23 protein-coding genes are annotated in these 24,416 nt (G+C 72.7%); 6 read left to right on the forward strand and 17 right to left on the reverse strand.

Features of this window, described 5'->3' with window-relative positions; genetic code table 11:
- Window positions 1-126: 126 nt before the first annotated feature.
- Window positions 127-867 carry a GNAT family N-acetyltransferase gene (locus SM452_RS09480; protein WP_262012395.1) on the forward strand — a complete coding sequence of 247 codons (741 nt, stop codon included), beginning with the start codon at window positions 127-129 and terminating at the stop codon, window positions 865-867.
- A gap of 87 nt (window positions 868-954) precedes the next feature.
- Here SM452_RS09480 and SM452_RS09485 read toward each other — a convergent pair whose 3' ends face one another.
- The 4 genes from SM452_RS09485 to aspS all read right to left on the reverse strand — a co-directional run bounded on the left by SM452_RS09485 (window position 955) and on the right by aspS (window position 5,653).
- Window positions 955-2,304 (reverse strand): MFS transporter, encoded by a 1,350-nt coding sequence (locus SM452_RS09485; RefSeq protein ID WP_357210980.1) that lies wholly within the window; start codon window positions 2,302-2,304, stop codon window positions 955-957.
- A complete protein-coding gene (locus SM452_RS09490) occupies window positions 2,301-2,912 on the reverse strand; it encodes an ArsR/SmtB family transcription factor (protein WP_262012393.1) in 612 nt (203 codons plus the stop codon). Before SM452_RS09490 ends, SM452_RS09485 begins: the two co-directional genes overlap by 4 nt.
- Before the next feature lie 61 nt (window positions 2,913-2,973).
- Window positions 2,974-3,783: an SDR family oxidoreductase gene (locus SM452_RS09495; RefSeq protein WP_463839737.1), complete on the reverse strand. Its 810-nt coding sequence runs from the start codon at window positions 3,781-3,783 to the stop codon at window positions 2,974-2,976.
- A gap of 64 nt (window positions 3,784-3,847) precedes the next feature.
- Complete coding sequence (gene aspS, locus SM452_RS09500) at window positions 3,848-5,653, reverse strand: aspartate--tRNA ligase (protein WP_463839893.1); 1,806 nt, start codon at window positions 5,651-5,653, stop codon at window positions 3,848-3,850.
- Between the two features lie 151 nt (window positions 5,654-5,804).
- On the opposite strand from aspS, the gene SM452_RS09505 reads away from it, so the two are divergent.
- Window positions 5,805-6,503: a DUF998 domain-containing protein gene (locus SM452_RS09505; RefSeq protein ID WP_355510053.1), complete on the forward strand. Its 699-nt coding sequence runs from the start codon at window positions 5,805-5,807 to the stop codon at window positions 6,501-6,503.
- A 58-nt stretch (window positions 6,504-6,561) separates the two neighbouring features.
- Here SM452_RS09505 and SM452_RS09510 read toward each other — a convergent pair whose 3' ends face one another.
- On the reverse strand, window positions 6,562-7,611 hold the full coding sequence (locus SM452_RS09510; protein WP_262012390.1) for a S1 family peptidase: 1,050 nt from the start codon (window positions 7,609-7,611) through the stop codon (window positions 6,562-6,564).
- Window positions 7,612-7,812: 201 nt separating this feature from the next.
- Entirely contained in the window at window positions 7,813-8,289 is a 477-nt protein-coding gene (locus tag SM452_RS09515; RefSeq protein WP_262012389.1) for a winged helix-turn-helix transcriptional regulator, read from the reverse strand.
- Window positions 8,290-8,344: 55 nt separating this feature from the next.
- Here SM452_RS09515 and SM452_RS09520 point away from each other — a divergent pair, with 55 nt between their 5' ends.
- The gene (locus SM452_RS09520; protein ID WP_463839738.1) at window positions 8,345-8,845 is read left to right on the forward strand and encodes a PaaI family thioesterase; all 501 of its coding nucleotides are present in this window, start codon (window positions 8,345-8,347) and stop codon (window positions 8,843-8,845) included.
- Window positions 8,846-8,885: 40 nt separating this feature from the next.
- Here SM452_RS09520 and SM452_RS09525 read toward each other — a convergent pair whose 3' ends face one another.
- The 3 genes from SM452_RS09525 to SM452_RS09535 are packed head-to-tail and all read right to left on the reverse strand — an operon-like array spanning window position 8,886 to window position 11,973.
- On the reverse strand, window positions 8,886-9,821 hold the full coding sequence (locus SM452_RS09525) for an acyl-ACP desaturase (RefSeq protein WP_357210973.1): 936 nt from the start codon (window positions 9,819-9,821) through the stop codon (window positions 8,886-8,888).
- Between the two features lie 51 nt (window positions 9,822-9,872).
- Entirely contained in the window at window positions 9,873-11,213 is a 1,341-nt protein-coding gene (gene hisS, locus SM452_RS09530; protein WP_463839739.1) for a histidine--tRNA ligase, read from the reverse strand.
- A gap of 40 nt (window positions 11,214-11,253) precedes the next feature.
- Window positions 11,254-11,973 (reverse strand): MBL fold metallo-hydrolase, encoded by a 720-nt coding sequence (locus tag SM452_RS09535; protein ID WP_463839740.1) that lies wholly within the window; start codon window positions 11,971-11,973, stop codon window positions 11,254-11,256.
- Window positions 11,974-12,208: 235 nt separating this feature from the next.
- Here SM452_RS09535 and SM452_RS09540 point away from each other — a divergent pair, with 235 nt between their 5' ends.
- Both SM452_RS09540 and SM452_RS09545 read left to right on the forward strand, forming a co-directional pair.
- Complete coding sequence (locus tag SM452_RS09540) at window positions 12,209-13,078, forward strand: peptidylprolyl isomerase (protein WP_318333455.1); 870 nt, start codon at window positions 12,209-12,211, stop codon at window positions 13,076-13,078.
- Window positions 13,079-13,161: 83 nt separating this feature from the next.
- Window positions 13,162-14,001 carry a peptidylprolyl isomerase gene (locus SM452_RS09545; RefSeq protein WP_355510065.1) on the forward strand — a complete coding sequence of 280 codons (840 nt, stop codon included), beginning with the start codon at window positions 13,162-13,164 and terminating at the stop codon, window positions 13,999-14,001.
- Window positions 14,002-14,073: 72 nt separating this feature from the next.
- Here the strand turns inward: SM452_RS09545 and SM452_RS09550 are convergent, their stop codons facing one another.
- The 8 genes from SM452_RS09550 to ruvC form a co-directional block, all read right to left on the reverse strand.
- On the reverse strand, window positions 14,074-16,545 hold the full coding sequence (locus SM452_RS09550) for a RelA/SpoT family protein (protein ID WP_402808389.1): 2,472 nt from the start codon (window positions 16,543-16,545) through the stop codon (window positions 14,074-14,076).
- Window positions 16,546-16,772: 227 nt separating this feature from the next.
- The gene (locus SM452_RS09555; RefSeq protein WP_135239397.1) at window positions 16,773-17,339 is read right to left on the reverse strand and encodes an adenine phosphoribosyltransferase; all 567 of its coding nucleotides are present in this window, start codon (window positions 17,337-17,339) and stop codon (window positions 16,773-16,775) included.
- 97 nt (window positions 17,340-17,436) lie between these two features.
- Window positions 17,437-18,624 (reverse strand): protein translocase subunit SecF, encoded by a 1,188-nt coding sequence (gene secF, locus SM452_RS09560; protein WP_262012383.1) that lies wholly within the window; start codon window positions 18,622-18,624, stop codon window positions 17,437-17,439.
- 1 nt (window position 18,625) lies between these two features.
- Window positions 18,626-20,539 carry a protein translocase subunit SecD gene (gene secD / locus SM452_RS09565; RefSeq protein ID WP_463839741.1) on the reverse strand — a complete coding sequence of 638 codons (1,914 nt, stop codon included), beginning with the start codon at window positions 20,537-20,539 and terminating at the stop codon, window positions 18,626-18,628.
- Window positions 20,540-20,763: 224 nt separating this feature from the next.
- Window positions 20,764-21,108 carry a preprotein translocase subunit YajC gene (yajC, locus tag SM452_RS09570; RefSeq protein WP_135239395.1) on the reverse strand — a complete coding sequence of 115 codons (345 nt, stop codon included), beginning with the start codon at window positions 21,106-21,108 and terminating at the stop codon, window positions 20,764-20,766.
- A 140-nt stretch (window positions 21,109-21,248) separates the two neighbouring features.
- The gene (gene ruvB, locus SM452_RS09575; RefSeq protein ID WP_262012380.1) at window positions 21,249-22,313 is read right to left on the reverse strand and encodes a Holliday junction branch migration DNA helicase RuvB; all 1,065 of its coding nucleotides are present in this window, start codon (window positions 22,311-22,313) and stop codon (window positions 21,249-21,251) included.
- Window positions 22,310-22,912 (reverse strand): Holliday junction branch migration protein RuvA, encoded by a 603-nt coding sequence (gene ruvA / locus SM452_RS09580; RefSeq protein ID WP_262012379.1) that lies wholly within the window; start codon window positions 22,910-22,912, stop codon window positions 22,310-22,312. Before ruvA ends, ruvB begins: the two co-directional genes overlap by 4 nt.
- Window positions 22,909-23,436 carry a crossover junction endodeoxyribonuclease RuvC gene (ruvC, locus tag SM452_RS09585; protein WP_047892837.1) on the reverse strand — a complete coding sequence of 176 codons (528 nt, stop codon included), beginning with the start codon at window positions 23,434-23,436 and terminating at the stop codon, window positions 22,909-22,911. The genes ruvA and ruvC overlap by 4 nt, the downstream gene beginning before the upstream one ends.
- A 184-nt stretch (window positions 23,437-23,620) precedes the next feature.
- On the opposite strand from ruvC, the gene SM452_RS09590 reads away from it, so the two are divergent.
- Complete coding sequence (locus SM452_RS09590; protein ID WP_194802905.1) at window positions 23,621-24,403, forward strand: 3-hydroxybutyrate dehydrogenase; 783 nt, start codon at window positions 23,621-23,623, stop codon at window positions 24,401-24,403.
- The last annotated feature ends 13 nt before the right edge of the window (window positions 24,404-24,416 follow it).

A 24,416-nucleotide genomic window follows, 5' to 3' on the forward strand; every position in this document is an offset into this window, starting at 1 on the left:
CCTCCGGTGGGGGTTCCCAGCAGGTCGGCGACGGATGTACCCAATCGGTCTGTTCGTCAATCTCCACCGTGGAACAGGCGGTGCCTCGGCCCTCGGTACCAGCGGGGATGCTCGTACGCTGGCGGAATGATCACTGTCGACGAGGCGCTGACCGGGCGGGACGCGCTGCTCGACGCGACCGGCGGCCACCCGTACGCCCGGCACGCGCTGCGGCGCGACCAGGCCGCGCGCGGATGGCGGCACGGCGGCGCGGTCGGATGGCTGCTCCCGCCGGGCGAGTGGTCGGCCGGCGGCGCGGTCGGCGAACCCGGCCCGGCGCTCGACGTCTTCGCCGCCCACCGGGCGGACGGGACGCTGCGAGCCGGTCACTCGATCAACGTGTCGCACGCCGATCCGGACGAGGTGGCCGCGCGGCTGCCGGTGGCCCGGCTGATCGAGTGGGACTTCCTCTGGACCACCGCGCCGCCGCCGCACCAGCCGGAGCAGGAGCGGGTGGTACGCCTCACCGCCGCCGACCACCCCGCGCTGGCCGCGCTGATCGAGGAGGCGTTCCCGGCCACCACCTCGCGGCCGGGCGAGCCGGGCATCGTCGACTGGTACGGCATCCGCGACGGTGACCGCCTGCTCGCCTGCGGAGCCGATCGCAGCCGCGGCGACATCGGCTTCCTGGCCGGGTTGACAGTCGCACCGGGGCATCGCGGGCGTGGGCTGGGCGCGGCGCTGACCGCCGGGATGACGTGCGCCCTGTTCGGCAGGTACGACGCCGTGGCGCTGGGTGTCTACCCGGACAACGTGGGCGCGATCCGGCTGTACCGCCGGCTCGGCTTCACCGCCGCCGAACGCCGCACCTCCGTCAAGCTCGCCTGACACGCGGCGCCCCGACCGCGTGGGTGGAACGCCATGGGTGTCAAACGACGTCCGAGACACCCATGACGTTCCACCCGGCCGGTCGGCTCAGTCGCGGCCGGCGGGAGCGGGCGCGGCCACCGCGGGGGCGGGGTCGAGGGGCGGGCCGGCGTGGCCGGGGCCGCCCACCGCCGACTCCGGTTCCACGGTGACGTCCTGCGGGGCGCGGCGGGCGGCGCGCCAGGCCGGCAGGTAGAGCGGCGCGGCCACGGCGAGCACCACCCCGCCGACGATCATGGCGAGGCTGACGCTCGTGGCGTCGGCCAGCGCGGTGAGCGCGACCGCGCCGAGCGCGCCGGCCGGCTGGGCGGCCATCGAGTTCAGCGAGAGCACGCTGGTCCGGTACGGGCCGTCGACCTGCCGGTGCAGCAGTCCCATGTGCAGCGGGTTCGACGCGCCGTGCACGGCGTAGCAGGCGAGGTACGCGATGAGGATGCCGACCGGGCCGGCCAGCAGGCCCATGCCGACCACAGTCACGCCCTGGAGGATCCGCATCAGCGCGGCGGCCGGGGCGGCACCGAGGCGGCGCAGCAGGAACGGGGTGAGCGCGGCGCCGGCGGCGTTCGCGAGCCAGGCCGCCGTACCGGCGGGGCCGAGCAGCGCCGCGGCGCGGGCCGGGTCGTCGAGCACCTCGGCGAGGCGTACCGGGAGCAGCGACTCGAAGGTGACCATGCCGAAGCCCCAGAACAGCTCGACGGCGACCAGGGCCGCCAGCACCCGGTTGCGGCGCAGCAGCCCGACGGCCTGCCCGACCATGCGGGGCGCGTCGATGACCGAGGCGCGCAGCGCGGCCGGGCCGGATGCCGGCCGCCGCTCCGCCATCAGCGCGAGCAGCGCCACGATGGAGACGGCCTGGAGCACGGCGGCGACGATCACCGGCAGGGCCAGTGCGCTGACCGGGCCGACCGGGCCGAGCGCGACCAGGCCGCCGCTGATCAGCGCGCCCGCACCGATCGCGACACCGATCACGGTGCCGGCCCAGCCGAGGCCGCGCTCGTACTCGGCCTTCGGGTCGACGGCGAGCGTGGCGTCGACGTACCAGGATTCCATCGGGCCGCTGTCGAGCGCCCGGTAGACGCCCTGCAGCGCCCAGACCAGGAAGAACATCCAGAACGAGTCGGCCACCGCCATCAGTGCCAGCGAGCCCAGGCCGAGCACCCAGGCGACGACCAGCACCGGTTTGCGGCCGAGCGCGTCGGCGAAGCCGCCGGTGGGCAGTTCCAGCGCCAGCACGACGAGGCCCTGCGCGGTGGCGACCAGGCCGATCTGGGACAGCGTGAGCCCGCGCTCCTGCATCAGCAGGATCATCACCGGCATGAGCAGGCCGCTGGGTAGCCAGCGCAGGCCGTACAGCGTGAGGTAGCGGATCCGGATCTGGCGTACGGACAGCGCGGTCACGGCTTCTCCTCGGTGGGGTCGGGAGCCAGCGGCACGACCGGTGCCAGCGGGAAGGCGGCGAGGTAGAGCTGCACCATCTCGGCGTCGGGATCGTCGGGGTCGGTCTCGTCGCGGTGCCGCTCGAAGACCGCGAAGACCTCCTCCTTGATCGCCTCCAGGCGGTCGACCGGGATGCGCATGAAGAAGTCACCCATGCCGAACGCGTCGCGCCAGGCGGGCGCCCACTGGTGCCGCTGGGCGAACCAGCGGTCGGCGTGGTGGGCGAAGAAGCGGACGTAGTCCGCCTCGATCCACTCGATCGCGGCGCGCGCGTCCGGGTCGTCGTCGAAGTCGCTTGATTCCCAGTTGGTGACGTCGTGCGCGGCCCGCCAGTAGCGCTGCCGCCCGGTGCCGAGGTCGGGGTCCTCGACCACGAGACCGACCTCGGCGAGCTGCCGCAGGTGGTAGCTGGTCGCGCCGCTGTTGGTGCCGAGCAGCTCGGCGAGGGCGGTGGCGGTGGCCGGGCCGCCCACGCGCAGCGCCCCGATCAGCCGCATGCGCAGCGGTTGGGCCAGGGCACGAACCTGGCGGTGGTCGATGCGTACAGTGCGCTCCTTCTTCTCCTCCATGAGATGCACAATATCTGTGCACACTTTCCATGCACAAGATGCTTGCAAAGATTCTGTGCAACTAGCCGTACAGCTCGGTGATCCCGCGCAGCCGGGTCCGCAGCAGCCCCGCGGCGCGGGTGGAGTCCAGCACCACCTCGCCCGGCCGGTGCAGCCCGGCGGCGGCGATCGTGGTCGTCCGCAGCCCGGAGGCGTCCACCCCGTCGTGCCGGGCCACCAGCAGCCCCAGCTCGGCGCGGCTCACCGCGTCCGGCCCGGCCACGTTGAGCAGCCCGGCGTAGTCGCCCGGCACCAGCTCCAGCACCGCGGCGGCGAGGTCGGCGACGTGCACCGGGCAGCGCAGCTCGTCGGTGAACAGCGTCGCCCGCCCGGCCAGCGCGTCCCGGCAGAGCTGGATCTGCTTGCTGCCCTCCCCCACGATCAGCGAGGTGCGCACCAGCGCCGCGCCCGGATCGACCGCCCGCACTGCCGTCTCCGCCGCCGCCTTCGCCGCCCCGTACGGGTGCAGCGGTGTGGGCACGTCCTCGTCCGCGTACGGCTTCGGACGCCCGGCGTGCAGCGCGTCGCTGGACAGGTGCACCAGCCGGCCACCCACCTCGGCGGCGGCGACCGCGATGTGGGCCGCCCCGTCCGCCGTGACCGCCCAGTCGTCGTACCGATAGGGGGTGGCGACGACCGCATCGGGGCGTACCCGGATCAGCAGCTCACGCACGGCGGCGCGGTCGGTCACGTCGAGCCGGTGCGGCGCGACGCCCGGCACCGCGACGGCGGTGGAGTGGTACGTGCCGGCCACCCGGTGCCCGGCGACGACCGCCTGCCGGCACACCTCGGCGCCGAGGAAGCCGCTGGCTCCCACCACGAGCAGACGCATCAGTCCCCCTGAAGATCGAAAAGGCCCGCGTCATCATGACGCGGGCCTTTCGACGAGGCGAGGATCAGGTCGGGTCGGCCACCGGTGCGGCCGGACCGGCGGTGCCGGCGTGCGGGCCGGTCGGCGCCTTCGGCTTGGCGTCGATGCCGGCCTCGGCGCGCTGCTGCCCGGTGATCGGGGTGGGCGCGCCGGTCAGCGGGTCGAAGCCGCCCCGGGTCTTCGGGAACGCGATGACCTCGCGGATCGAGTCCGCGCCGGCGAGCAGCATGCAGACCCGGTCCCAGCCGAACGCGATGCCGCCGTGCGGCGGGGCGCCGTACTTGAACGCCTCCAGCAGGAAGCCGAACTTGTCCTGCGCCTCGTCGGCGGTGATGCCGAGCAGGTCGAACACCCGCTGCTGCACGTCGCCGCGGTGGATACGGATCGAGCCGCCGCCGATCTCGTTGCCGTTGCAGACGATGTCGTACGCGTAGGCGAGCGCCCGGTCCGGTGCGTCCTCGAACCGGTCCACCCACTCGGCGTTCGGCGAGGTGAACGGGTGGTGCACGGCGGTCCAGCCACCTTCGTCCGTGCGCTCGAACATCGGCGCGTCGACCACCCAGCAGAACGCCCAGGCGCTCTCGTCGATCAGGTTCGCCCGCTTGGCGATCTCGATCCGGGCCGCGCCGAGCAGCTCCTGCGCCTCGCGGGTGTTCGTGCTCGCGGCGAAGAAGACCGCGTCGCCGGGCTTCGCGCCGACCGCGTCGGCCAGGCCGGCCAGGTGCGCCTCGGACAGGTTCTTCGCCACCGGGCCGCGCGCCTCGCCGGTCTCGGCGTCCAGCACCACGTATGCCAGGCCGCGCGCGCCGCGCGCCTTGGCCCAGTCCTGCCAGCCGTCCAGTTCCTTGCGGGTCTGCGAGGCGCCGCCGGGCATGACCACCGCGCCGACGTAGCCGCCCGCGTCGATCGCGCCGGCGAACACCCGGAACTCGGTGCCGCGCAGGTAGTCGGTCAGCTCGGTCAGCTCCACGCCGTAGCGCAGGTCCGGCTTGTCCGAGCCGTAGCGGGACATGGCGTCGTGCCAGGTGATGCGCGGGATCGGCCGGGCGATCTCGTAGCCGGCGAGGTCCTTCCACAGCGCCGAGACGATCGCCTCGCCGAGGTCGATCACGTCGTCCTCGGTGACGAACGACATCTCGATGTCGAGCTGGGTGAACTCCGGCTGCCGGTCGGCGCGGAAGTCCTCGTCGCGGTAGCAGCGGGCGATCTGGTAGTACCGCTCCATGCCGCCGACCATCAGCAGCTGCTTGAACAGCTGCGGCGACTGCGGCAGCGCGTACCAGCTACCCGGCTGCAGCCGCACCGGCACCAGGAAGTCGCGGGCGCCCTCCGGGGTGGAGCGGGTCAGCGTCGGCGTCTCGATCTCCAGGAAGTCCCGCTCGTGCAGCACGCCGCGGGCGATCTGGTTGGCCCGCGAGCGCAGCCGCATGGCCTTGGCCGGGCCGCCCCGGCGCAGGTCCAGGTAGCGGTACTTGAGCCGGATGTCGTCGCCGGCCTCGATCTGGTCGTCCACCGGAAGCGGCAGCGGCGCGGCCTCGGAGAGCACCTCCAGCTCGGACGCGGTCACCTCGACCTCACCGGTGGGCAGGTCCGGGTTCTCGTTGCCCTCCGGGCGGCGGGTCACCTCGCCGGTGACCTTGACGCAGAACTCGTTGCGCAGCGCGTGCGCGTCCTCCTCGCGGAAGACCACCTGCACGACGCCGGAGGCGTCGCGCAGGTCGACGAAGATGACACCGCCGTGGTCGCGCCGGCGGGCCACCCACCCGGCGAGCGTCACCGTCGAGCCGGCGTCCGCGGCGCGCAGGCTTCCGGCATTGTGGGTACGGATCACGGCTGGCGTCTCCTCAATCTGGTCCACTCACTGCTCCCCCGCATTCTGTCAGGACGGGCGGGCCCGCTCCCCGGCACCCGTCGAGCCGGGCCACCCCGGGTGCGTGGCGAAAGCGCGGTGCGGGCCGGGTCCGGCGGTCTACCGTGGCCGGGTGCGTGCCGTACCGAGCTGGGCCGTCGCCACCGCGGCCGCCGCGCCCGCGCTGCTGGTGGCGGGTTGGACGGTGGCGGGTGCCCGCCAGGGGCCGGGGTACGACCCGGTGCGGGACACGATCAGCGAGCTGGCCGGCGAGGGCGCCACCGATCCGTGGCTGATGGGCGGCGCGCTGGTGCTGCTCGGCTGCTGCTACTGCGCCACCGCCGCCGCGCTGCACGCCGCCGGGCTGCCGAGCCGCTTCCTGCTCGCGGTGGGTGGGATGGCCACCGTCGCGCTCATCGCGTTCCCCCGGCCGCAGGTGGGTGGCTCCCCGGCGCACGGCGTGGTGGCCACCGTGGCGGTGCTCGCGCTGGCGCTGTGGCCGGCCGGGACGGCGCTGCGTTTGCCCCGCAGGGTGCCGCGCGAGGTGGCCGCCTCCCCGGCGGGCCGGCCGCCGTGGGCGTTCCGCCGGCCGGTGGCGCTGGCCGTCACGGCGGTGCTGCTGGCGTTGTTCGGCTGGTCGGTGGCCGAGGTGACCGGCGGCTCCCGGACCGGGCTGGCCGAGCGGGTGGCGGCGCTCGCGGTGACGCTCTGGCCGCTGGCGGCGGTGCTGTCCGCGCGGCGGGCCCACCGGCACTGGACGGCCCGGCCGACCGAGCCGCCGCGCCCGGACGGCCCGCCGGTCGGTCCGGGCCGCCTCGGAGCGGGCGCCTGAGCCGGTACGCGGAACGGGCCGCCGGTCGCCCGGCGGCCCGTTCACTGCGGTGCGCGGATCAGAAGACGCTCACGCCGTAGCGGCTGAGGGCCTCGGTGACCGGCTGGAAGTAGGTGGTGCCACCGGTGCGGCAGTTGCCGCTGCCACCGGAGGTGAGGCCGAGCGCGACGGTGCCGGCGAACAGCGAGCCGCCGCTGTCGCCCGGCTCGGCGCAGACGTTGGTGCGGATGAGGCCGGAGACGCTGCCCTCGGCGTAGTTCACGGTCGCGTTCAGGGCGCTGACGCTGCCGCTGCGCAGGCCGGTGGTGCTGCCGGAACGGCGGACGGACTGGCCGACGTACGCGTTGCCGGCCGAGGTGATGTCCTGGAAGCTGCCGTTGTAGAGCGACACGTTGCCGGCCGCGTTGGCCGAGTTGTTGTGCCGGACGATGCCGTAGTCGTTGCCCGGGAAGCTGGTGCCGGTCCGGGTGCCGAGCAGGCTGGTCTGCGCGGAGTTGCTGTACCAGCTCGACGAGATGTTGGTGCAGTGACCCGCGGTGAGGAAGTAGTAGGTCGAGCCGCTGCGGACGTTGAACCCGAGCGAGCAACGGCCACCGCCGCCGGCGTAGATCGCCTGGCCGCCGGAGATCCGGGTGCTCAGCGTGCCGGCCTCGGCCTCGATGCGGATCGCGCCGTTGTGGCGGGCGGCGGCGGCCTTGACCCGCTCCAGCTTGGCGCCGGTGACGGTGCTGTCGACGGAGACGACGACCTGGTTCGTGGCCGGGTCGGTCCACCAGGCGGTGCCGGGGATCTTCGCGGAGCGCTCCAGCTCGCTGGTGGCGGCGTTGAGCTTGTCCGCGCCGCGCGCCACGATCTTCGGGATGGCACCGGCGTTGCGCACCTGGCGGGCGGTGGCGGTGTCGGTCACCGTGACGACCATCTTGCCGCTGGCGTCGGCGTACGTGCCGGCCGCGCGGTCGCCGAGCTTCTCGACGAGGGTGGCGGCGGCGTCCGGCGAGAGGGCCGTGGGGGCGGCCTGCGCGGGTGCGCCGAGCAGCGAGCCGGTGACCAGGGTGCCGGCGACGGCTACTGCGGCGGCGCGGCGGAGCGTGGACCTCGTGGGTCGCATGTAACAACCTCCGAATGGGGGTGAACGGGCGCTGTCATGGGGGCGCGCCCGAGGACAACCCGGGCGACCTGGGGAAACCGTCCGGGTGACCAAAGTATTCACACATTTAAGATCGTAAACAAGACATGGCTTTGCCCGGATTCGCACCGGCGCCCGATGTAACGCCGAAGCAACAACATCGACACCATCTGTCAGAGTCGGTCAGGGGTTGCGGCGGCGGGCCCCCGGACCCGGACGGGGCAGCACGTCGCGCGCCTCGGTGATCTCGTGCCCCTCGGCGCAGCGCAACGCGACCCGGACCTCGGCGCCGCAGTCGCGGTGCGCGACGCTCAGCGGCGAGCCCTCCGGGTCGGCCAGGTAGCGATCACCCCAGCCGAGCACCGCGACGAGCACGGGCCACAGGTCCAGGCCCATCTCGGTGAGCCGGTACTCGTGGCGCGGCCGGCTGCCCGGCTCCCGGTACGGCTCCCGGCGCAGCACACCACGCTCGACGAGCATGGCGAGCCGGTTCGTGAGCACCTGACGCGGGATGCCGGTGCGCACCCGCATGTCGTCGAACCGGCGTACGCCGTTGAAGACCTCACGGAGCACGACGAGGGTCCACCGCTCGCCGAGGATCTCCATGGCGCGCGCGATGGTGCAGTTCTCCACCGACCAGTCCAGTGCCGCGGGTCTCATGCCGACAGGCTAGGTCTGATTGACAGACTCAGCAATGCGCTGCGAGGCTGAGTCCATGACACAGACGCAGGAGCGCACCCGCACGTTCACCTGGTCCGACCCGGCGGCCGGCGCCGCGCACCTGGGCCGCCGCAGCGGCCTGGACCTGATGCGGGCGATGATCGCCGGCGAGCTGGACGCGCCACCGATCATGCACCTCGTCGACATGTCCCGGATGGAGGCCGAGGAGGGGCGCGTCGCTGTCGAACTGCTGCCGCAGGAGTTCCACTACAACCCGCTCGGCACCGTGCACGGCGGCGTCATCTCCACGCTGCTGGACACCGCCGCGGCGTGCGCCGTGCACACCACGCTCCCGGCCGGCGTCGGCTACACGTCGCTGGACCTCAGCGTGAAGTTCCTGCGCCCGGTGACAGTCGACACCGGCACGCTGCGCTGCGAGGGCACCGTGGTGCAGCGGGGCCGCCGTACCGCCCTGGCCGAGGCCCGCCTGACGGACCCGGCCGACCGCCTGGTGGCCCACGCCACCTCGACCTGCCTCATCTTCCCCCTCCCCTGACCCCCCTTGTGCTCGGCGGGAGCGGGAGGAGGGGCGGGCGTCAGGCCTTGGCGGCGGTGCGGGCGGCTCGGGCGGCTCGGCGCTCCTCGAAGCGGGACGCCTGGGTCTCCAGGGTGTCCAGGTGGGCGGCGATCTGGTCGCGGGCGGTCTCGCCGTCGGCGTTCAGCCCGGTCACGTCGAACAGGTTCCACTGGCGCAGCACCGGCATCACCACCTCGTCACGGTGCTGGCGCAGGTCGTAGATCCCGGCCAGCGCGATCGCCACCGACTTACGGGCGAAGCCGTCGATGCCCACACCCGGCATCTGGAAGTTGGCGAGCACGTCCGCGACGGCGCGCATCGCCTGCGACGGCGCCAGCTCGAACGCCGCGCCGAGCAGGTTGCGGTAGAAGACCATGTGCAGGTTCTCGTCCGCCGCGACCCGGGCCAGCAGCGCCTCGCACGTCGGGTCGCCGGTGGCCCGGCCGGTGTTGCGGTGCGAGATGCGGGTCGCCAACTCCTGGAACGACACGTACGCCAGCGAGTGCAGCATCTCCTGGTCGTGGACGTTCTGGTAGCCCGCCGACATGTGCACCATGCGGGCCCGCTCCAGCGCCACCGGGTCCACCGCCCGGGTCACCGTGAGGTAGTCGCGGATCGCCGTGCCGTGCCGCCCCTCCTCGGCGGTCCACCGGTGCACCCAGGTACCCCACGCGCCGTCGCGCCCGAACAGGGTGGCGATCTCGTGGTGGTACGAGGGCAGGTTGTCCTCGGTGAGCAGGTTGACGATCAGCGCGGTCCGCGCCACCTCGGGCAGCGTCGAGTCCTCCGGCGACCAGGCCTCGCCGCCCAGCGGGCCGTCGAAGGTGCGGCCCTCGCTCCACGGCACGTACTCGTGCGGGAACCACTCCTTGGCCAGCGACAGGTGGCGGTCGAGGTTCTTCTCGACCACCGGCTCGAGTTCGGTGAGCAGAGCGGTCTGGCTGAGCACGGTCACGACGTTCTCCCTACGGTGGCGTAACTTACGCCACCGTAGGTCGAAACGCCGTCAGACGCCAGTGCCGGCCGGGCCGACCAGCGGCTTCAGGTCCGCCCGGGGCGGCGTCCACTCGCCCGCCGCGGCCGGCACCTGCTCGCCGGAACGGATGTCCTTGACCTCGTCGCCGTCCGCGCCGGGGAACCAGACGTACGGGATGCCGCGCCGCTCGGCGTACCGGATCTGCTTGCCGAACTTGGCCGCCGACGGGGACACCTCGGTCGGCACACCGCGCGAGCGCAGCGCCGCCGCTACCGCGTCGCTGGCCGCCCGGTCCTCCTCGGCGGTGACCGCCACCAGCACGCAGGTCGGCACCGAGCGGGACACCGACAGCGCCTCGGCGCCGAACAGCAGGCCGAGCAGCCGGGTCACCCCGATCGAGATGCCCACGCCGGGGAACCGGACGTTGCCCGAGCTGGCCAGGTTGTCGTACCGGCCGCCGGAGCAGATCGAGCCGAACCGCTCGTAGCCGATCATCTGCGTCTCGTAGACCGTACCCGTGTAGTAGTCCAGGCCCCGCGCGATGCGCAGGTCGGCCGCGCAGAGGCCGGGCGCGTGCGCGGCCGCGGTCTCCACCACCGCGGTCAACTCAGCGACGCCCTCGTCAAGCAGCGGGTCGCTCACCCCGAGGCCGCGCACCGCGTCGGCGAAGGAGGCGTCCGGCGCGGAGATCTCGGCCAGCGACAGCACGGCCTTGGCCTGTGCCTCGCTCGCCCCGGCGGTGCTCGCCAGCAGCTCCGTCACCCCGGCCGGACCGATCTTGTCGAGCTTGTCCACGGCACGTAGCGCCGCCTCCGTGTCGGTCAGCCCGATGCCCCGGTAGAACCCCTCGCAGATCTTGCGGTTGTTGACCTGGATGCGCACCGGCGGGATCGGCAGCGACCGCAGCGCGTCGCCGATGACCAGCGGCATCTCGGCCTCGTAGTGCGCCGGCAGCGTGTCCCGGTCGACGATGTCGATGTCGGCCTGGAGAAACTCGCGGTACCGGCCCTCCTGCGGGCGCTCGCCCCGCCAGACCTTCTGGATCTGGTAGCGGCGGAACGGGAACTGCAGCTTGCCGGCGTTCTCCAGCACGTACCGCGCGAACGGGACGGTCAGGTCGAAGTGCAGGCCGAGCGCGTCGTCACCGGCCGGGCCGTCGGCGTCGGCCTGCAACCGGCGCAGCAGGTAGACCTCCTTTGCGGTATCCCCCTTCCGCAGCAACTGATCCAGCGGCTCGACCGAGCGGGTCTCCAGTGGCGCGAAGCCGTACAGCTCGAACGTGGCGCGGATGCGATCGAGAACGAACTGCTCGATCATCCGCTGGGCGGTGGTCCACTCCGGGAAGCCGGAAATGGGCGTGGGCTTGCTCATCACGAACTCCTTGAGAACCCGCGCGGGCGCGGGCGAGGGTCTAGAGGCCTCGGGTGGGCGCGGCCGGGCGCGCGCCGCCGGTGCCCGCCACCTCGACGAGGAACGGGTTTGTCGCGCGCTCGCGGCCGATCGTGGTCGCGGGGCCGTGGCCGGGCAGGACGACCGTGTCGTCGGCCAGCGGGAGCACCTTGTCCCGCAGGCTGGACAGCATCCGGGGCATGCTGCCGCCCGGCAGGTCGGTACGGCCGATCGAGCCGGCGAACAGCACGTCACCGGAGAGGCAGATCTGCTCCGCCTCCCAGGGCGAGCCGGCGCCGGGCAACCGGAACAGCACCGACCCGCCGGTATGGCCGGGGGCGTGGTCGACGGTGATCTCCAACCCGGCCAGCGACAGCGTCGCGCCGTCGGTCAGCTCGGCCACGTCGTCCGGCTCGGCGTACGGCAGCCGGCCGCCGAACAGCTGGGTCAGGTCCATCGACAGCGCCTTGCTCGGGTCGGCCAGCAGCTCCCGGTCGTCCGGGTGGACGTAGGCGGGGATGCCCCGCGCGTCGCAGACCGGGGCGACGGAGAACGTGTGGTCGAGGTGGCCGTGGGTGAGCAGCACGGCGGCCGGGTGCAGGCGGTGCTCGGCGAGCACGGCGTCGAGCCGGTCGAGCACCCCGATGCCGGGGTCGACCACCACGCACTGCTCCCCCGGAGCGGTCGCCACCACGTAGCAGTTGGTGCCGAAGGCGTCCGCGGGAAAGCCGGCCACGAGCACGTCGCTCCCCTTTCCGTCCGGTCGTCGTCCCTCTGCAGCCTAGTCGCAGGGGCCAGCGGGTTCCGTCCGCCACCGGCCCGTCCGCCCCGGCCGGTCTGAGACGGCGGGACCTCGTACACCACATTCACAGTCGCTACCCGTACACTCTGGCGGGCGTGTGGCGTGGCGCACCCCGATCGGAACGGCGGACGGCGCCCGGCGCCGGCGGCGATCAGGCAGAGGAAGGGGAGCGCGCGTGGCTTCCAGCAGGGACCGGCAGCGCAAACTGGCGCGCGCCAAGCTCGACCGGCAGCTCGCCCGGCGGGCGGCGGCCGCGAAGCGGCGCCGGCAGATCCGGGCCGGCGTGGGCGCCGCGGTGGTGCTCGTGCTGATCGTGGCCGGCTCCGCCTGGGCGCTCGGCGCGTTCGACTCCGAGCCGGAGAAGAAGGCCGCCGACGACGTCTGCCTCTGGACCGCACAGGACGGCGCCGTCAACACCAACCTCAAGGACGTCGGCGAGCCGCCCACCACCGGCCTGCCCACCTCCGGCACCCGCCCGATGACGATCACCACCAACCAGGGTGGGCCGATCACCGTCGAGCTGGACCAGACCGACGCGCCGTGCGGCGCGGCGAGCCTGAGCTACCTGGCCGGCCGGTCGTTCTTCGACAACACCACCTGCCACGAGATCACCGCCGAGGGCGCGCTGCGCTGCGGTGACCCGACCGGTACCGGCCTCGGCGGCCCGACCTACTCGTTCTACGACGAGAACGTCCCGGCCGCGGCGGAGCCCAGCCCGTCGGCCTCGCCGGCGCCCGGGCAGCCGGCGACGTACCCGAAGGGCACGGTCGCCATGATCGGCAACCCGCCCGGCAGCAACGGCAGCCAGTTCCTGATCTTCTTCAAGGACGCCAGCCCGGCCAAGCCGGCCTACTCGGTGGTCGGCAAGGTCACCGGCGGGCTCGACGTGGTGGAGAAGATCGGCGCCATGCCGACGGTGGACAATGGCAACGGCGCCAAGGTCAAGCCGAAGACGCAGGTGCTGGTCCAGAGCGTCACCGTCGGCGAGCCCGGTGCGGCGCCGGCCGGCAGTCCCGCGCCGTCGCCCAGCGCCAGCGCGGGCTGAGAACACAGGCGAGCAGGCGGCGGGCCGTCGGCTGACCCGGCGGCGCGCGTGCCGAACCCATATGCAGCAGGTGAGGAGTGACCGTGACGTCCACCAGAGACCGCCAGCGCGCGGCGGCGCGGGCCAAGCTCGAGCGGGAGATGGCGGAACGGGCCGGCCGGGCCCGCAAGCGCCGGCAGACCCAGGCGATCGTCGGGGCCGCGGCGGTGCTGGTGCTCGTCGTAGCAGGCACGGTCTGGCTCGTCGCCGCGCTCGGTGACGACGACGACAAGCAGGGCACCACCGCCGCCGCCGGGGCCGTCCAGTGCGCGTACACGGAGGTGCCCAAGGAGGGCCGTCCGGCGCAGATCAAGGACGTCGGCCTGCCGCCGGCCCAGCAGTCGGGCAAGGGCACCCAGACGATGACCATCGACACCAACCTGGGCCCGATCACCGCCAAGATCGACCGCGCCAAGGTGCCCTGCACCGCCGGCAGCTTCACGCACCTGGCGAGCAGGGGCTTCTTCGACAACACCAAGTGCCACCGGCTCGTCACCGAGGGCATCAAGGTGCTCCAGTGCGGCGACCCGAGCGCCACCGGCAAGGGCTGGCGGGACACCGACGGCACCGGCGGCCCGTCGTACAACCTGGCCGAGGAGAACCTCCCCACCGACAAGCGCCCGCCGTACCCGGAGGGTGTCATCGCGATGGCCAACTCCGGCCAGCCGGGCAGCACGGGCAGCCAGTTCTTCATCGTGTACGGCGACTCGCCGCTCGACCCGAACTACACGGTGCTGGGCACCATCACCGGTGGCATGGACGTGGTGAAGCAGGTCGCCGCGGCCGGTGACGACGGCGCGTTCGCCAAGCAGGCCGGCGGTGGTCACCCGAAGAAGGAGATCACCATGACCAAGGTGACGATGAGCCCGGTCGAGGGCGGCTGACCGCACCCGCACGACGACGAAGCGCCCGCCGGCTGCGATCAGCCAGCGGGCGCTTTCGCGTGCGTCGGTGGTTCAGGCTCCCGAGGTGACCCGGTACGCGTCGAACACGCCGTCGACCTTGCGGACTGCGGCCAGCAGGTGCCCGAGGTGCTTCGGGTCGGCCATCTCGAAGCTGAACCGGCTGACCGCCACCCGGTCGCGGGTGGTGGTGACGGTCGCGGAGAGGATGTTGACCCGCTCCTCGGACAGCACCCGCGTCACGTCGGCGAGCAGCTTGTGCCGGTCCAGCGCCTCGACCTGGATGGCGACCAGGAACGTGGAGGCGGACGTGAGCTTCCAGCTCACCTCGACCACCCGCTCCGGCTGGGCGCGCAGGTCCTCGGCGTTGGCGCAGTCGTCCCGGTGCACGCTGACCCCGCCGGAGCGGGTGACGAACCCGAACACCGAGTCCGGCGGTACGGGCGTGCAGCAGCGGGCCAGCTTGATCCAGACGTCGCTGACGCCGCGGACCACCACACCCGGGTCGGCGCTGCTCTGCCGGCTGCGCGGCGGCCGGGTGGCGACGGCGGTCTCGGCGATGTCCTCCGCCGCGCCCTCCTCGCCGCCGTAGGACGCCATCAGCTTCTGCACCACCGACTGCGCGGAGACCTGGCTGTCGCCGACCGCCGCGTAGAGCGAGGCCACGTCGGCCAGGTGCAGGTCCCGGGCGATCGCCATCAGCGCGTCCGAGGTGAGCATCCGCTGCAACGGCATGCCCTGCTTGCGCATCGCCTTGACGATCGAGTCCTTGCCGGCCTCGATCGCCTCCTCGCGCCGCTCCTTGTTGAAGTACTGGCGGATCTTGGTGCGCGCCCGCGGGCTCTTGACGAAGCCGAGCCAGTCCTGCGTCGGGCCGGCCGTGTCGGACTTCGACGTGAAGATCTCGATCACGTCGCCGTTCGACAGCGTCGACTCCAGCGGCACCAGCTTGCCGTTCACCCGCGCGCCGATGCACTTGTGCCCGACCTCGGTGTGCACCGCGTACGCGAAGTCCACAGGCGTCGACCCGGTCGGCAGCGGGATGACGTCACCCTTCGGGGTGAAGACGTACACCTCCTGGCTGGACAGGTCGAACCGCAGCGCGTCCAGGAACTCGCTCGGGTCGGCCGCCTCACGCTGCCAGTCCAGCAGCTGCCGCAGCCACGTCATCTCGTCGATGTGCGCCGGCGGGCCCACCACCGGGGTGCCCTTGTGCTCCTTGTACTTCCAGTGCGCGGCGATGCCGAACTCGGCGGTGCGGTGCATCGCGTACGTGCGGATCTGCATCTCCACCGGCTTGCCGGTGGGCCCGATGACAGTCGTGTGCAACGACTGGTACATGTTGAACTTGGGCATGGCGATGTAGTCCTTGAACCGGCCCGGCACCGGCTGCCAGTTGGCGTGGATGACCCCCAGCGCCGCGTAGCAGTCCCGCACCGTGTCGACCAGGATCCGCACACCCACCAGGTCGTAGATGTCGTTGAAGTCGCGCCCCCGCACGATCATCTTCTGGTAGATCGAGTAGAGGTGCTTCGGCCGGCCGGTCGTCTCCGCCTTGATCTTGGCGGCCTTCAGGTCGGTGGACACCTTCTGCGTCACCTGACGCAGCAGCGCCTCGCGCTGCGGCTGGTGCTCCCCGATCAGCCGGTTGATCTCCTCGAACCGCTTCGGGAACAGCGTGCCGAAGGCCAGATCCTCCAGCTCCCACTTGATCGTGTTCATACCGAGGCGGTGCGCCAGCGGGGCCAGGATCTCCAGCGTCTCCTTGGCCTTCTGCTCCTGCTTGGGGCGGGGCAGGAAGGTGAGGGTCCGCATGTTGTGCAGCCGGTCGGCCAGCTTGATCACCAGAACCCGCGGGTCCTTCGCCATCGCCACGACCATCTTGCGGATGGTCTCGGCCTTGGCCGCGTCGCCGAGCTTGACCTTGTCGAGCTTGGTGACGCCGTCGACGAGCAGCGCGACCTCACCGCCGAAGTCGGCGCGCATCGCATCGAGCGTGTATTCGGTGTCCTCGATGGTGTCGTGCAGCAGCGCCGCGACCAGCGTGGTGGTGTCCATGCCCAGGTTCGCCAGGATGGTCGCCACGGCGAGCGGGTGCGTGATGTAGGGGTCGCCGGACTTGCGGTACTGCCCCGAGTGCCACCGCGCGGCCGTGTCGAAGGCGCGCTGCAGCAGCCGCGCGTCGGCCTTGGGGTGGTTCTCCCGGTGCGTCGCGATCAGCGGCTCCAGCACCTCGCTCACCTGCGAGGTCTGCCAGGGCGCGTTGAACCGGGCCAGCCGGGCGCGTACCCGTCGGCCGGTGGGTGCGTTGGAGAGGGCGAAGCCGCTGCCGGGCGTGGATTCGGTGGAACCCTCGGTGGGGAACGGCACCACGACCGCCCCGCCGTCGGCCGTCGCGTCGGACGCGCCGCCGGTGGCGCCGGTCGCCCGGGCCGGCGGGTTGCCGCTGCGCTCGGTCACCGAGCCGTCCGCGTCGCCTGTCGGGTGCACCGTGCCCTCCACCGGAGGGACGACATCGTGGGACACCGGCCTCCTCACCGCTCGCCGGGATGCGCCGGCCGTCCGGCCGACGTCTGGTTCAACCGGCCCGGAGGCCGGTCTTGTTCCACGCGGTCACCGGGGCCGGGCCCCGGCGCCTTCGCCGCCCCGGACAGCTCGGCCGGGGCGGGCAAAGGGCAATGCTACCCGTACGCAGGGTACGCCACCGCTCCCCCGGACGGTCGGCGCCGACCGGCCCGACCGGGCCGGCCTGGTCAAACGGTCAACAGGGCATGGACCGGACGCTGGGCCAGCCGCTTACGGCCCTCGAGGAAGCCCAGTTCCAGCAGCACGGTGAAACCGGCGACCGTTCCGCCGGCGCGTTCCACCAGGTCGAGCGTGGCCTCGGCGGTGCCGCCGGTGGCGAGCACGTCGTCGAGCACCAGCACCCGGTGGCCGGCGGTGAAGGCGTCCTGGTGCACCTCCAGCGTCGCCTCGCCGTATTCGAGGGCGTAGGACGCCGAGTGCGTGGCCCGGGGCAGCTTGCCGGCCTTGCGCACCGGCACCACGCCCACGCCGGTGGCGTACGCGACTGCTGCCGCCAGCACGAACCCGCGCGCCTCGATGCCGGCGACGGTGTCGAACGAGTCCGGCCCGTGGTACGCGATGATGCCGTCGATCACCGCCCGGAACGCCTCACCGTCGGCGAACAGGGGCATCAGGTCCTTGAACACGACACCCGGCTTGGGGAAGTCCGGCACGTCCAGCAGCCGGCTGGCGACGAGCTGGGCGACCTCCGGGCCGCTGTCTCCCCGTACCCCTGTGGTGTGGGTCTCCGTCACGGTGCGTCCCATGTCCTCTCGAAACGACGACGGCGTCCGTCATGCCGTGACAACAGCATGACGGACGCCGTCGGACCGATTCCGTCCGGCCCTGCGGTCAGCGGCGCTTGCCGCCGGGCCGGTTGCCGCCGCCCCCGGCGGGACGGCCGCCGCGGGCGCCGCTGGGGCGCTTGCCCGCGGGCCGGGCGCCCACCTTGGGCGCGGCACCGGCCAGCGCGGCCGCCTCCGGGTCGATCGGCGCGTCGGCGTCCGGCGCGGTGGCCGGCCGGCCCTTCGGCGTGATCTCGCCCTTGGCGATCGCGGCCCGGCGGGACAGCACGCGCTTGTTGTGCGCGCTGATCCGCGGGTCCATGTTCTTCAGCAGCACCAGCAGCGGCGTGGCCAGCAGGATCGAGGTCAGGAACGCCACCGCCATACCGACGAACAGCACCAGGCCGAGGTCCTTCAGCGTGCCCGCGCCGAGCAGGCCGGCGCCGATGAAGAGCAGACCGCCGACCGGCAGCAGCGCCACGACCGAGGTGTTCAGCGACCGCATGAGGCTCTGGTTGAGCGCCAGGTTGGACGCCTCGCCGTAGGTGACGTTGTTGTTCGCGGTGATGCCGCGTGTGTTCTCCTGCACCTTGTCGAAGACCACCACCACGTCGTAGAGCGCGAAGCCCAGGATCGTGAGGAAGCCGATGATCGTCGACGGGGTGACCTCGAAGCCGACGAGCGAGTAGATACCCGCGGTGAGGACCAGGTTGGTCAGCAGCGAGACGATCGCGGCGACCGCCATCCGCCACTCGAAGCGCAGCACCAGGTAGATCGACACCACCGCGATGAAGATCACCAGACCGAGGAAGGCGCGCGAGGTGACCTGGCTGCCCCAGGCCTCGGAGACCTGGCTGCCGCTGATCTGGTCGGCCTGGATGCCGAACTCCTGCGCCATCGCGGTCTTGGCCGCGTTGGCCTGCTCCGCGGAGAGCTGGCCGGTCCGCATCTCGTAGAACTCGCCGCTGGTGCCGCCGACCTTCTGCGCGCTGACCACCTCGACGCCGGGCGCCTCGTCGGCCAGCACCTCGTCGACGACCTGCTCGGCGCGGTCCAGGGTGCCGACGCTCGCAGGCACCTGGAACGAGTTGCCGCCCGCGAACTCGATGCCCAGCTTGAAGCCGCTGATCGCGAAGCTCAGCACGGCGATCAGCATGAGCACGCCGGCTACGCCGAACCACAGCTTGCGCCGCCCGACGATGTTGAGATCCGCCTCGCCCCGGTAGAGCCGGGCGGCCAGACCGCTCTTAGCCATCTCAGGCCTCCTTCACACGCGGGTTGCGGGCGGTGCCCGGCTCGGCCGACCGGGCCGGCAGCGCCCGGCCCAGACCGCTGACCCGCGGCGACAGGAACGCCCGGGTCCGGGCGAACATCGTCATGATCGGGTGGCGGAAGAGGAACACGACGACCAGGTCGAGCACTGTGGCCAGGCCGAGCGCGAAGGCGAAGCCCTTCACCGCGCCGACGGACACGATGTAGAGCACCACCGCCGACATCAGCGTGATGGCGTTCGCCGAGATGATCGTCCGGCGGGCCCGGATCCAGGCGCGCGGCACCGCGCTGCGTGGACTGCGGCCCTCCCGGATCTCGTCCTTCAATCGTTCGAAGTAGATGACGAACGAGTCCGCCGCGACGCCCAGCGAGACGATCATGCCGGCGATGCCGGCGAGCGTGAGCGTGAAGCCGATCGACCGGCCGAGCACCACCAGCGCGCCGAACACCAGCAGCGCGGAGAGCACCAGGCTCAGGAAGATGACCGAGCCGAGCAGCCGGTAGTAGAAGAACGAGTAGATGATGACCAGCAGCATGCCGATGCCTGCGGCCAGCAGACCCGCCTTGAGGTGGCTGTCGCCGAGCGTCGCGGTGACGTTCTGCTGCTCCTGCGGCTCGAACGTCACCGGCAGCGCGCCGTAGCGCAGCTGGCTGGCGAGCGCGTTCGCGGCCTTGTTGTCGAAGCTGCCGGTGATCTGCGAGTCGCCGGTCAGCACGCCCTGGATCTCCGGGGACGAGACGATCTTGTTGTCCAGCACCACGGCGACCCGGCACTTGCCGTCCTGGCCGAGCGCGGTCTGGTCGCAGGCCTGGCCCTCGTTGGTGAAGGCCTCGCGGGTCAGCGCGGTCCACTTCTCCTGGCCGCTGCCGGTGAAGTTCAGGCTGACCACCCAGGAGCTGGTCTGGTCGAGCTGGGCGGAGGCGTTCTTGACGTCGGTGCCGAGCACCTTCGCCACGTCGAGCAGGTATTTCGCGCCGGACTCGCAGGCGACCGCCTTCTGCTTCTCGTCCTTGATCGAGGCGGCGGGCCGCGCGTCGAGCTGGGTGCAGGTGATGGTCGGGACGTTGAACTGCATCTCCACCGGCAGGACGGCGATCTCCTGCGGGGTGAGCGTGCCGAACGGCTTGAGCTTGTCGGCCAGCGACGGGTCGGTGGTCAGGTCCGCCGGGGCCTGCAGGCCCGAGGCGGCGGCCCAGGCGGCCGCGCCGACCTTCTGCTCGACGGCCTTGCGCTGCTGCTCGATGCTCTGCGGCACCGGCTCGGCGCTGGCGCTCGGGCTCGGCGCGGCGGCGCTCGGGCTCGCGCTCGGCGCGGCGGCGCTCGGCGTCGCCGACGGGGAGGCCGGGGCCATGCCGCCCTGGCCGCCGGCGCTCGGCGATCCGCTCACCTTGGGGCTGGCGCTCGCCTTCGGCGACGCGCTGCCCGACGGCGTCGGGCTGGCGGCACCGGACGGGGTCGCGCTCGGGACCGGCGCGGGCGCGGCGGCGGCACCGCTGCCGTCGGTGGCCTTGAGCACCTTGCGGAAGCGCAGCTCGGCGGCCTCACCGACATCGGTCAGGTCGCGGTTCTGGCCGGGCAGGGAGATCACGATGTTGCGGTTGCCCTCGGTGACCACCTCGGCCTCGGCCACGCCGTAGGCGTTGACCCGGCTCTCGATGATCTGGCGGGCCTCCTCGAGGTTGTCGGCGGTCGGGGGCTTGCCGTCCACCGTGTTGGTGGCCTCGAGCGTCAGCCGGGTGCCGCCGACGAGGTCCAGGCCGAGCCGTGGCTCCAGCCGGTCCTTCCAGCCACCGCTGGCGCCGCCCGAGAAGAACACCAATAGATAGAGGACGACGAAGATGAGCCCGAGCACGGCGAGCTGCCGTCCGGGCCGCATCTGTCCCTGAGGTGGTGCCACGGCTGTCCTGTCTCCCTGTACGGTCGCGCCGCTTCCACGGCGGCGACAACTGTCGGGCCGGGGGTGTCCGCCCGACTGCTCCGGCGGGTCGGCACCGGAGGACGGCACGCCGACTGGTGCGCGGCGCGGGGGCGCCGCACGGCCCGGCCGGATGCCGGCGCCGCGCGCCGACCCCAACTATCCACTTGTACGGATGAATCCGCTGCCCCGTCCGGGACGGGTGGTCACTCCTTGACCGGCTCGGCTTCCTCGGTGATCGTCTCGGCCGCCGGCGCCTCGGCGCGCTTGATCACCCGCGCGACGGCGGGGCGGGCGTACCGGGTCTGCACGCCCGGGGCGACCTCGAGCAGAACCGTCTCGTCCTCGACCGCGGTGACCGTGCCGTGCAGGCCGCCGATGGTGACCACCTCGTCGCCCGGGGAGAGGGCGGCCTGCATCTGCTCGGCCTCGCGGCGGCGCTTCTGCTGCGGACGGATCATCATGAAGTACATGACGACGAAGAGCAGAGCGATCATGAGGATCGGCGTCAGACTGCCGGCTCCCCCGCCACTCGCTGCTGCGTAAAGCACGGTGTAGACCTTCCGGTTGGCGTCCGCCCCGGCGCCGGAGGGCGCCGCAGCGGAAGCGGATTCTCACGTCCTGTACAAACCGCGGCGAAGTCTAGTCCCTGCTCCTGAGAAGACCGAATGCGGCACAGATCACGAACGGATCACGGCTGATCGGGCTGCACCGAGAACAGATCGGGCCCCGGAGGGGCATCCGCACCAAATGTACCATTCGGGGGCGTACGGCCCAGATGGCGCCAGGCGGCCTCGGTCGCCACCCGCCCGCGGGGCGTCCGGGCCAACAGCCCGGCCCGGACCAGGAACGGCTCGCAGACCTCCTCGACCGTGTCCGGCTGCTCACCCACCGCCACGGCGAGCGTGGACAGGCCCACCGGGCCGCCCCGGAACGAGTCGACGAGCGCGGTCAGCACCGCCCGGTCGAGCCGGTCCAGGCCGAGCGCGTCCACGTCGTAGACGGTCAGCGCGGCCCGTGCGGTCTCCAGCGTGACCACGCCGTCGGCGCGCACCTCCGCGTAGTCGCGGACCCGGCGCAGCAGCCGGTTCGCGATACGCGGGGTGCCCCGGGACCGGCCGGCGATCTCCGCCGCCCCCTCGGCGGTGATCGGCACGCCGAGGATCCGGGCCGACCGGTGCAGCAGCGTCTCCAGGTCGGCCGGCGCGTAGAAGTCGAGGTGCGCGACGAAGCCGAACCGGTCGCGCATCGGGCCGGTCAGCAGGCCGGAGCGGGTGGTGGCGCCGACGAGCGTGAACGGCTCCACGTCGAGCGGGATGGCGGTGGCACCCGGGCCCTTGCCCACCACCACGTCGACGCGGAAGTCCTCCATGGCGCTGTAGAGCAGTTCCTCGGCCGGCTTGGCGATCCGGTGGATCTCGTCGATGAACAGCACGTCGCCCTCGGCGAGGCCGGTCAGGATCGCGGCCAGGTCGCCGGAGCGCTCGATGGCCGGGCCGCTGGTCACCCGGATCCCGGTGCCCAGCTCGGCGGCGACGATGTTGGCCAGGCTGGTCTTGCCGAGGCCGGGCGGACCGGAGAGCAGGATGTGGTCGGGCGGGGAGCCGCGCCGCATCGCGCCCTGCAACAGCAGGTCGAGCTGGTCGCGGACGCGGTCCTGGGCGATGAACTCGTCCAGCCGCTTCGGCCGGACGCTGGCCTCCGCGTCCAGCTCGGCGTCGCTGACGTACGCCGAGACCAGGTTCTCCCCGCTCATCGGCTGCGGCCCAGGAGGCGGATCGCCTGCTTGAGCAGCACCGGCACCGGCGGGGTCTCGCCGTCGACGGTCTCCGCCACCGCGGCCACCGCCTGCTCGGCCTGACCGGCCGTCCAGCCGAGCCCGACGAGGGCCTGGCGGACCTGCTCCGGCCAGGCACCCGCGGTCACCCCGGCCGCGCCGTCGGCGCCCACCGGCACCGGGCCGACCCGGTCGCGCAGCTCCAGCACCAGCCGCTCGGCGCCCTTCTTGCCGATGCCGGGCACCCGGGTCAGCGCGGCGGTGTCGGCGTTCGCGATGGCCTTGCGGACCGCGTCCGGCGTGTGCACGGCGAGTACCGCCTGGGCCAGCCGGGGACCGACCCCGCTGGCGGTCTGGAGCAGCTCGAACAACTGCTTGGCGTCGTCGTCGGCGAAGCCGTAGAGGGTGAGCGAGTCCTCCCGGACCACAAGGCTGGTGGCGAGCCGGGCGGGCTGGCCCACGCGCAGGTCGGCGATCGTGCCGGGGGCGCACTGCACGGCCAGGCCGATGCCGCCCACCTCCACCACCGCGTGATCCGGGCCGGTGGCGGTCACCGTGCCGCGTACGCTCGCGATCATCGCGTCCCTCCTCGTCGGGCCCGTTGCGCGGCCTCGGCCAGCTTGGACCGGGTGCCGCCGCGCCACACGTGACAGATGGCCAGCGCCAGCGCGTCGGCGGCGTCGGCCGGCTTCGGCGGCTCGGGCAGCCGCAGCAGCCGGGTGACCATGGTGGTCATCTGCTTCTTGTCCGCCTGCCCCGACCCGGTCACCGCGGCCTTGACCTCGCTCGGCGTGTACGTCGTCACCGGCAGCCCGGCCCGGGCCCCGGCGAGCACCGCGACGCCGCTGGCCTGCGCGGTGCCCATCACGGTGCGGACGTTGTGCTGGCTGAACACGCGCTCCACCGCGACCGCGTCCGGCCGGTGCTCGGCGACCAGGTCGGTCAGCGAGCGGTCCAGGTGCAGCAGGCGCAGCGCGAGGTCGTCCTCCGGGTCGGTGTAGACCACGTAGTAGGCCACGAGCGTGCAGGGACGGCCCGGCACGCCCTCGACCACGCCGACCCCGCACCGGGTCAGCCCCGGGTCGACGCCCAGCACGCGCACGCCGCCTCCTCCCCGAGCCGCCAGCAGTACGTGTGTTCGACACACCCTACTGGTGCCCGCCGACGCCGGGACCGCCGGACACGCCGGGTGCGGGCGGTGACGCGGCGCACCACACAGGCGGGCGGTGGAGTATGTGTCGCCGCCCCATGTGCCAGGGGGCAACCGGCTCGTACGTTCATGCGCCATGACGGCAGAACCCGTGGCGGTCCCCCACGTCGTACACGTCGACCTGACCGGTCGCACCGCGCTGGTCACAGGTGGTGGCGGCGGCATCGGACGGGCCTGTGCCCTGCGCCTGGCGGCGGCCGGCGCGACGGTCGTGGTGCTGGACCGCGACGTGACGGCGGCCGAGGCGGTGGCCGCCGAGGCCGGCGGCCGGGCGGTCGGGATCGACCTGGCCGACCCGGCGGCGGTGGACCGGCTCGGCGTCGACGCCGACATCGTGGTCAACAACGCCGGGCTGCAGCACGTCGCACCGGTGCAGGACTTCCCGGTCGAGCGCTTCGAGTACATCCAGCGGGTGATGGTGGAGGCGCCGTTCCTGCTGATCCGCCGCGCGCTGCCCCGGATGTACGCGAACGGCTGGGGCCGGATCGTGAACATCTCCTCGGTGCACGGGCTGCGCGCCTCGCCGTTCAAGGCCGCGTACGTCTCGGCCAAGCACGCGCTGGAGGGCCTGTCCAAGGTGGTCGCGCTGGAGGGCGCCGCGCACGGCGTCACGGCCAACTGCATCAACCCGGCGTACGTGCGCACCGCGCTGGTGGAGAGCCAGATCGCCGACCAGGCGGCCACCCACGGCATCGGCGAGGACGAGGTGGTCGAGAAGATCATGCTGGCCCGGGCGGCGATCAAGCGGCTGATCGAGCCGGAGGAGGTGGCCGAACTGGTGGCGTACCTGTGCTCCCCGCCCGCCGCGTTCCTCACCGGCACCTCGATCGCCCTCGACGGGGGCTGGACGGCGAACTAGTGGGCCCGCGCAC

This window comes from Micromonospora sp. SYSU B005, from assembly GCF_055362685.1.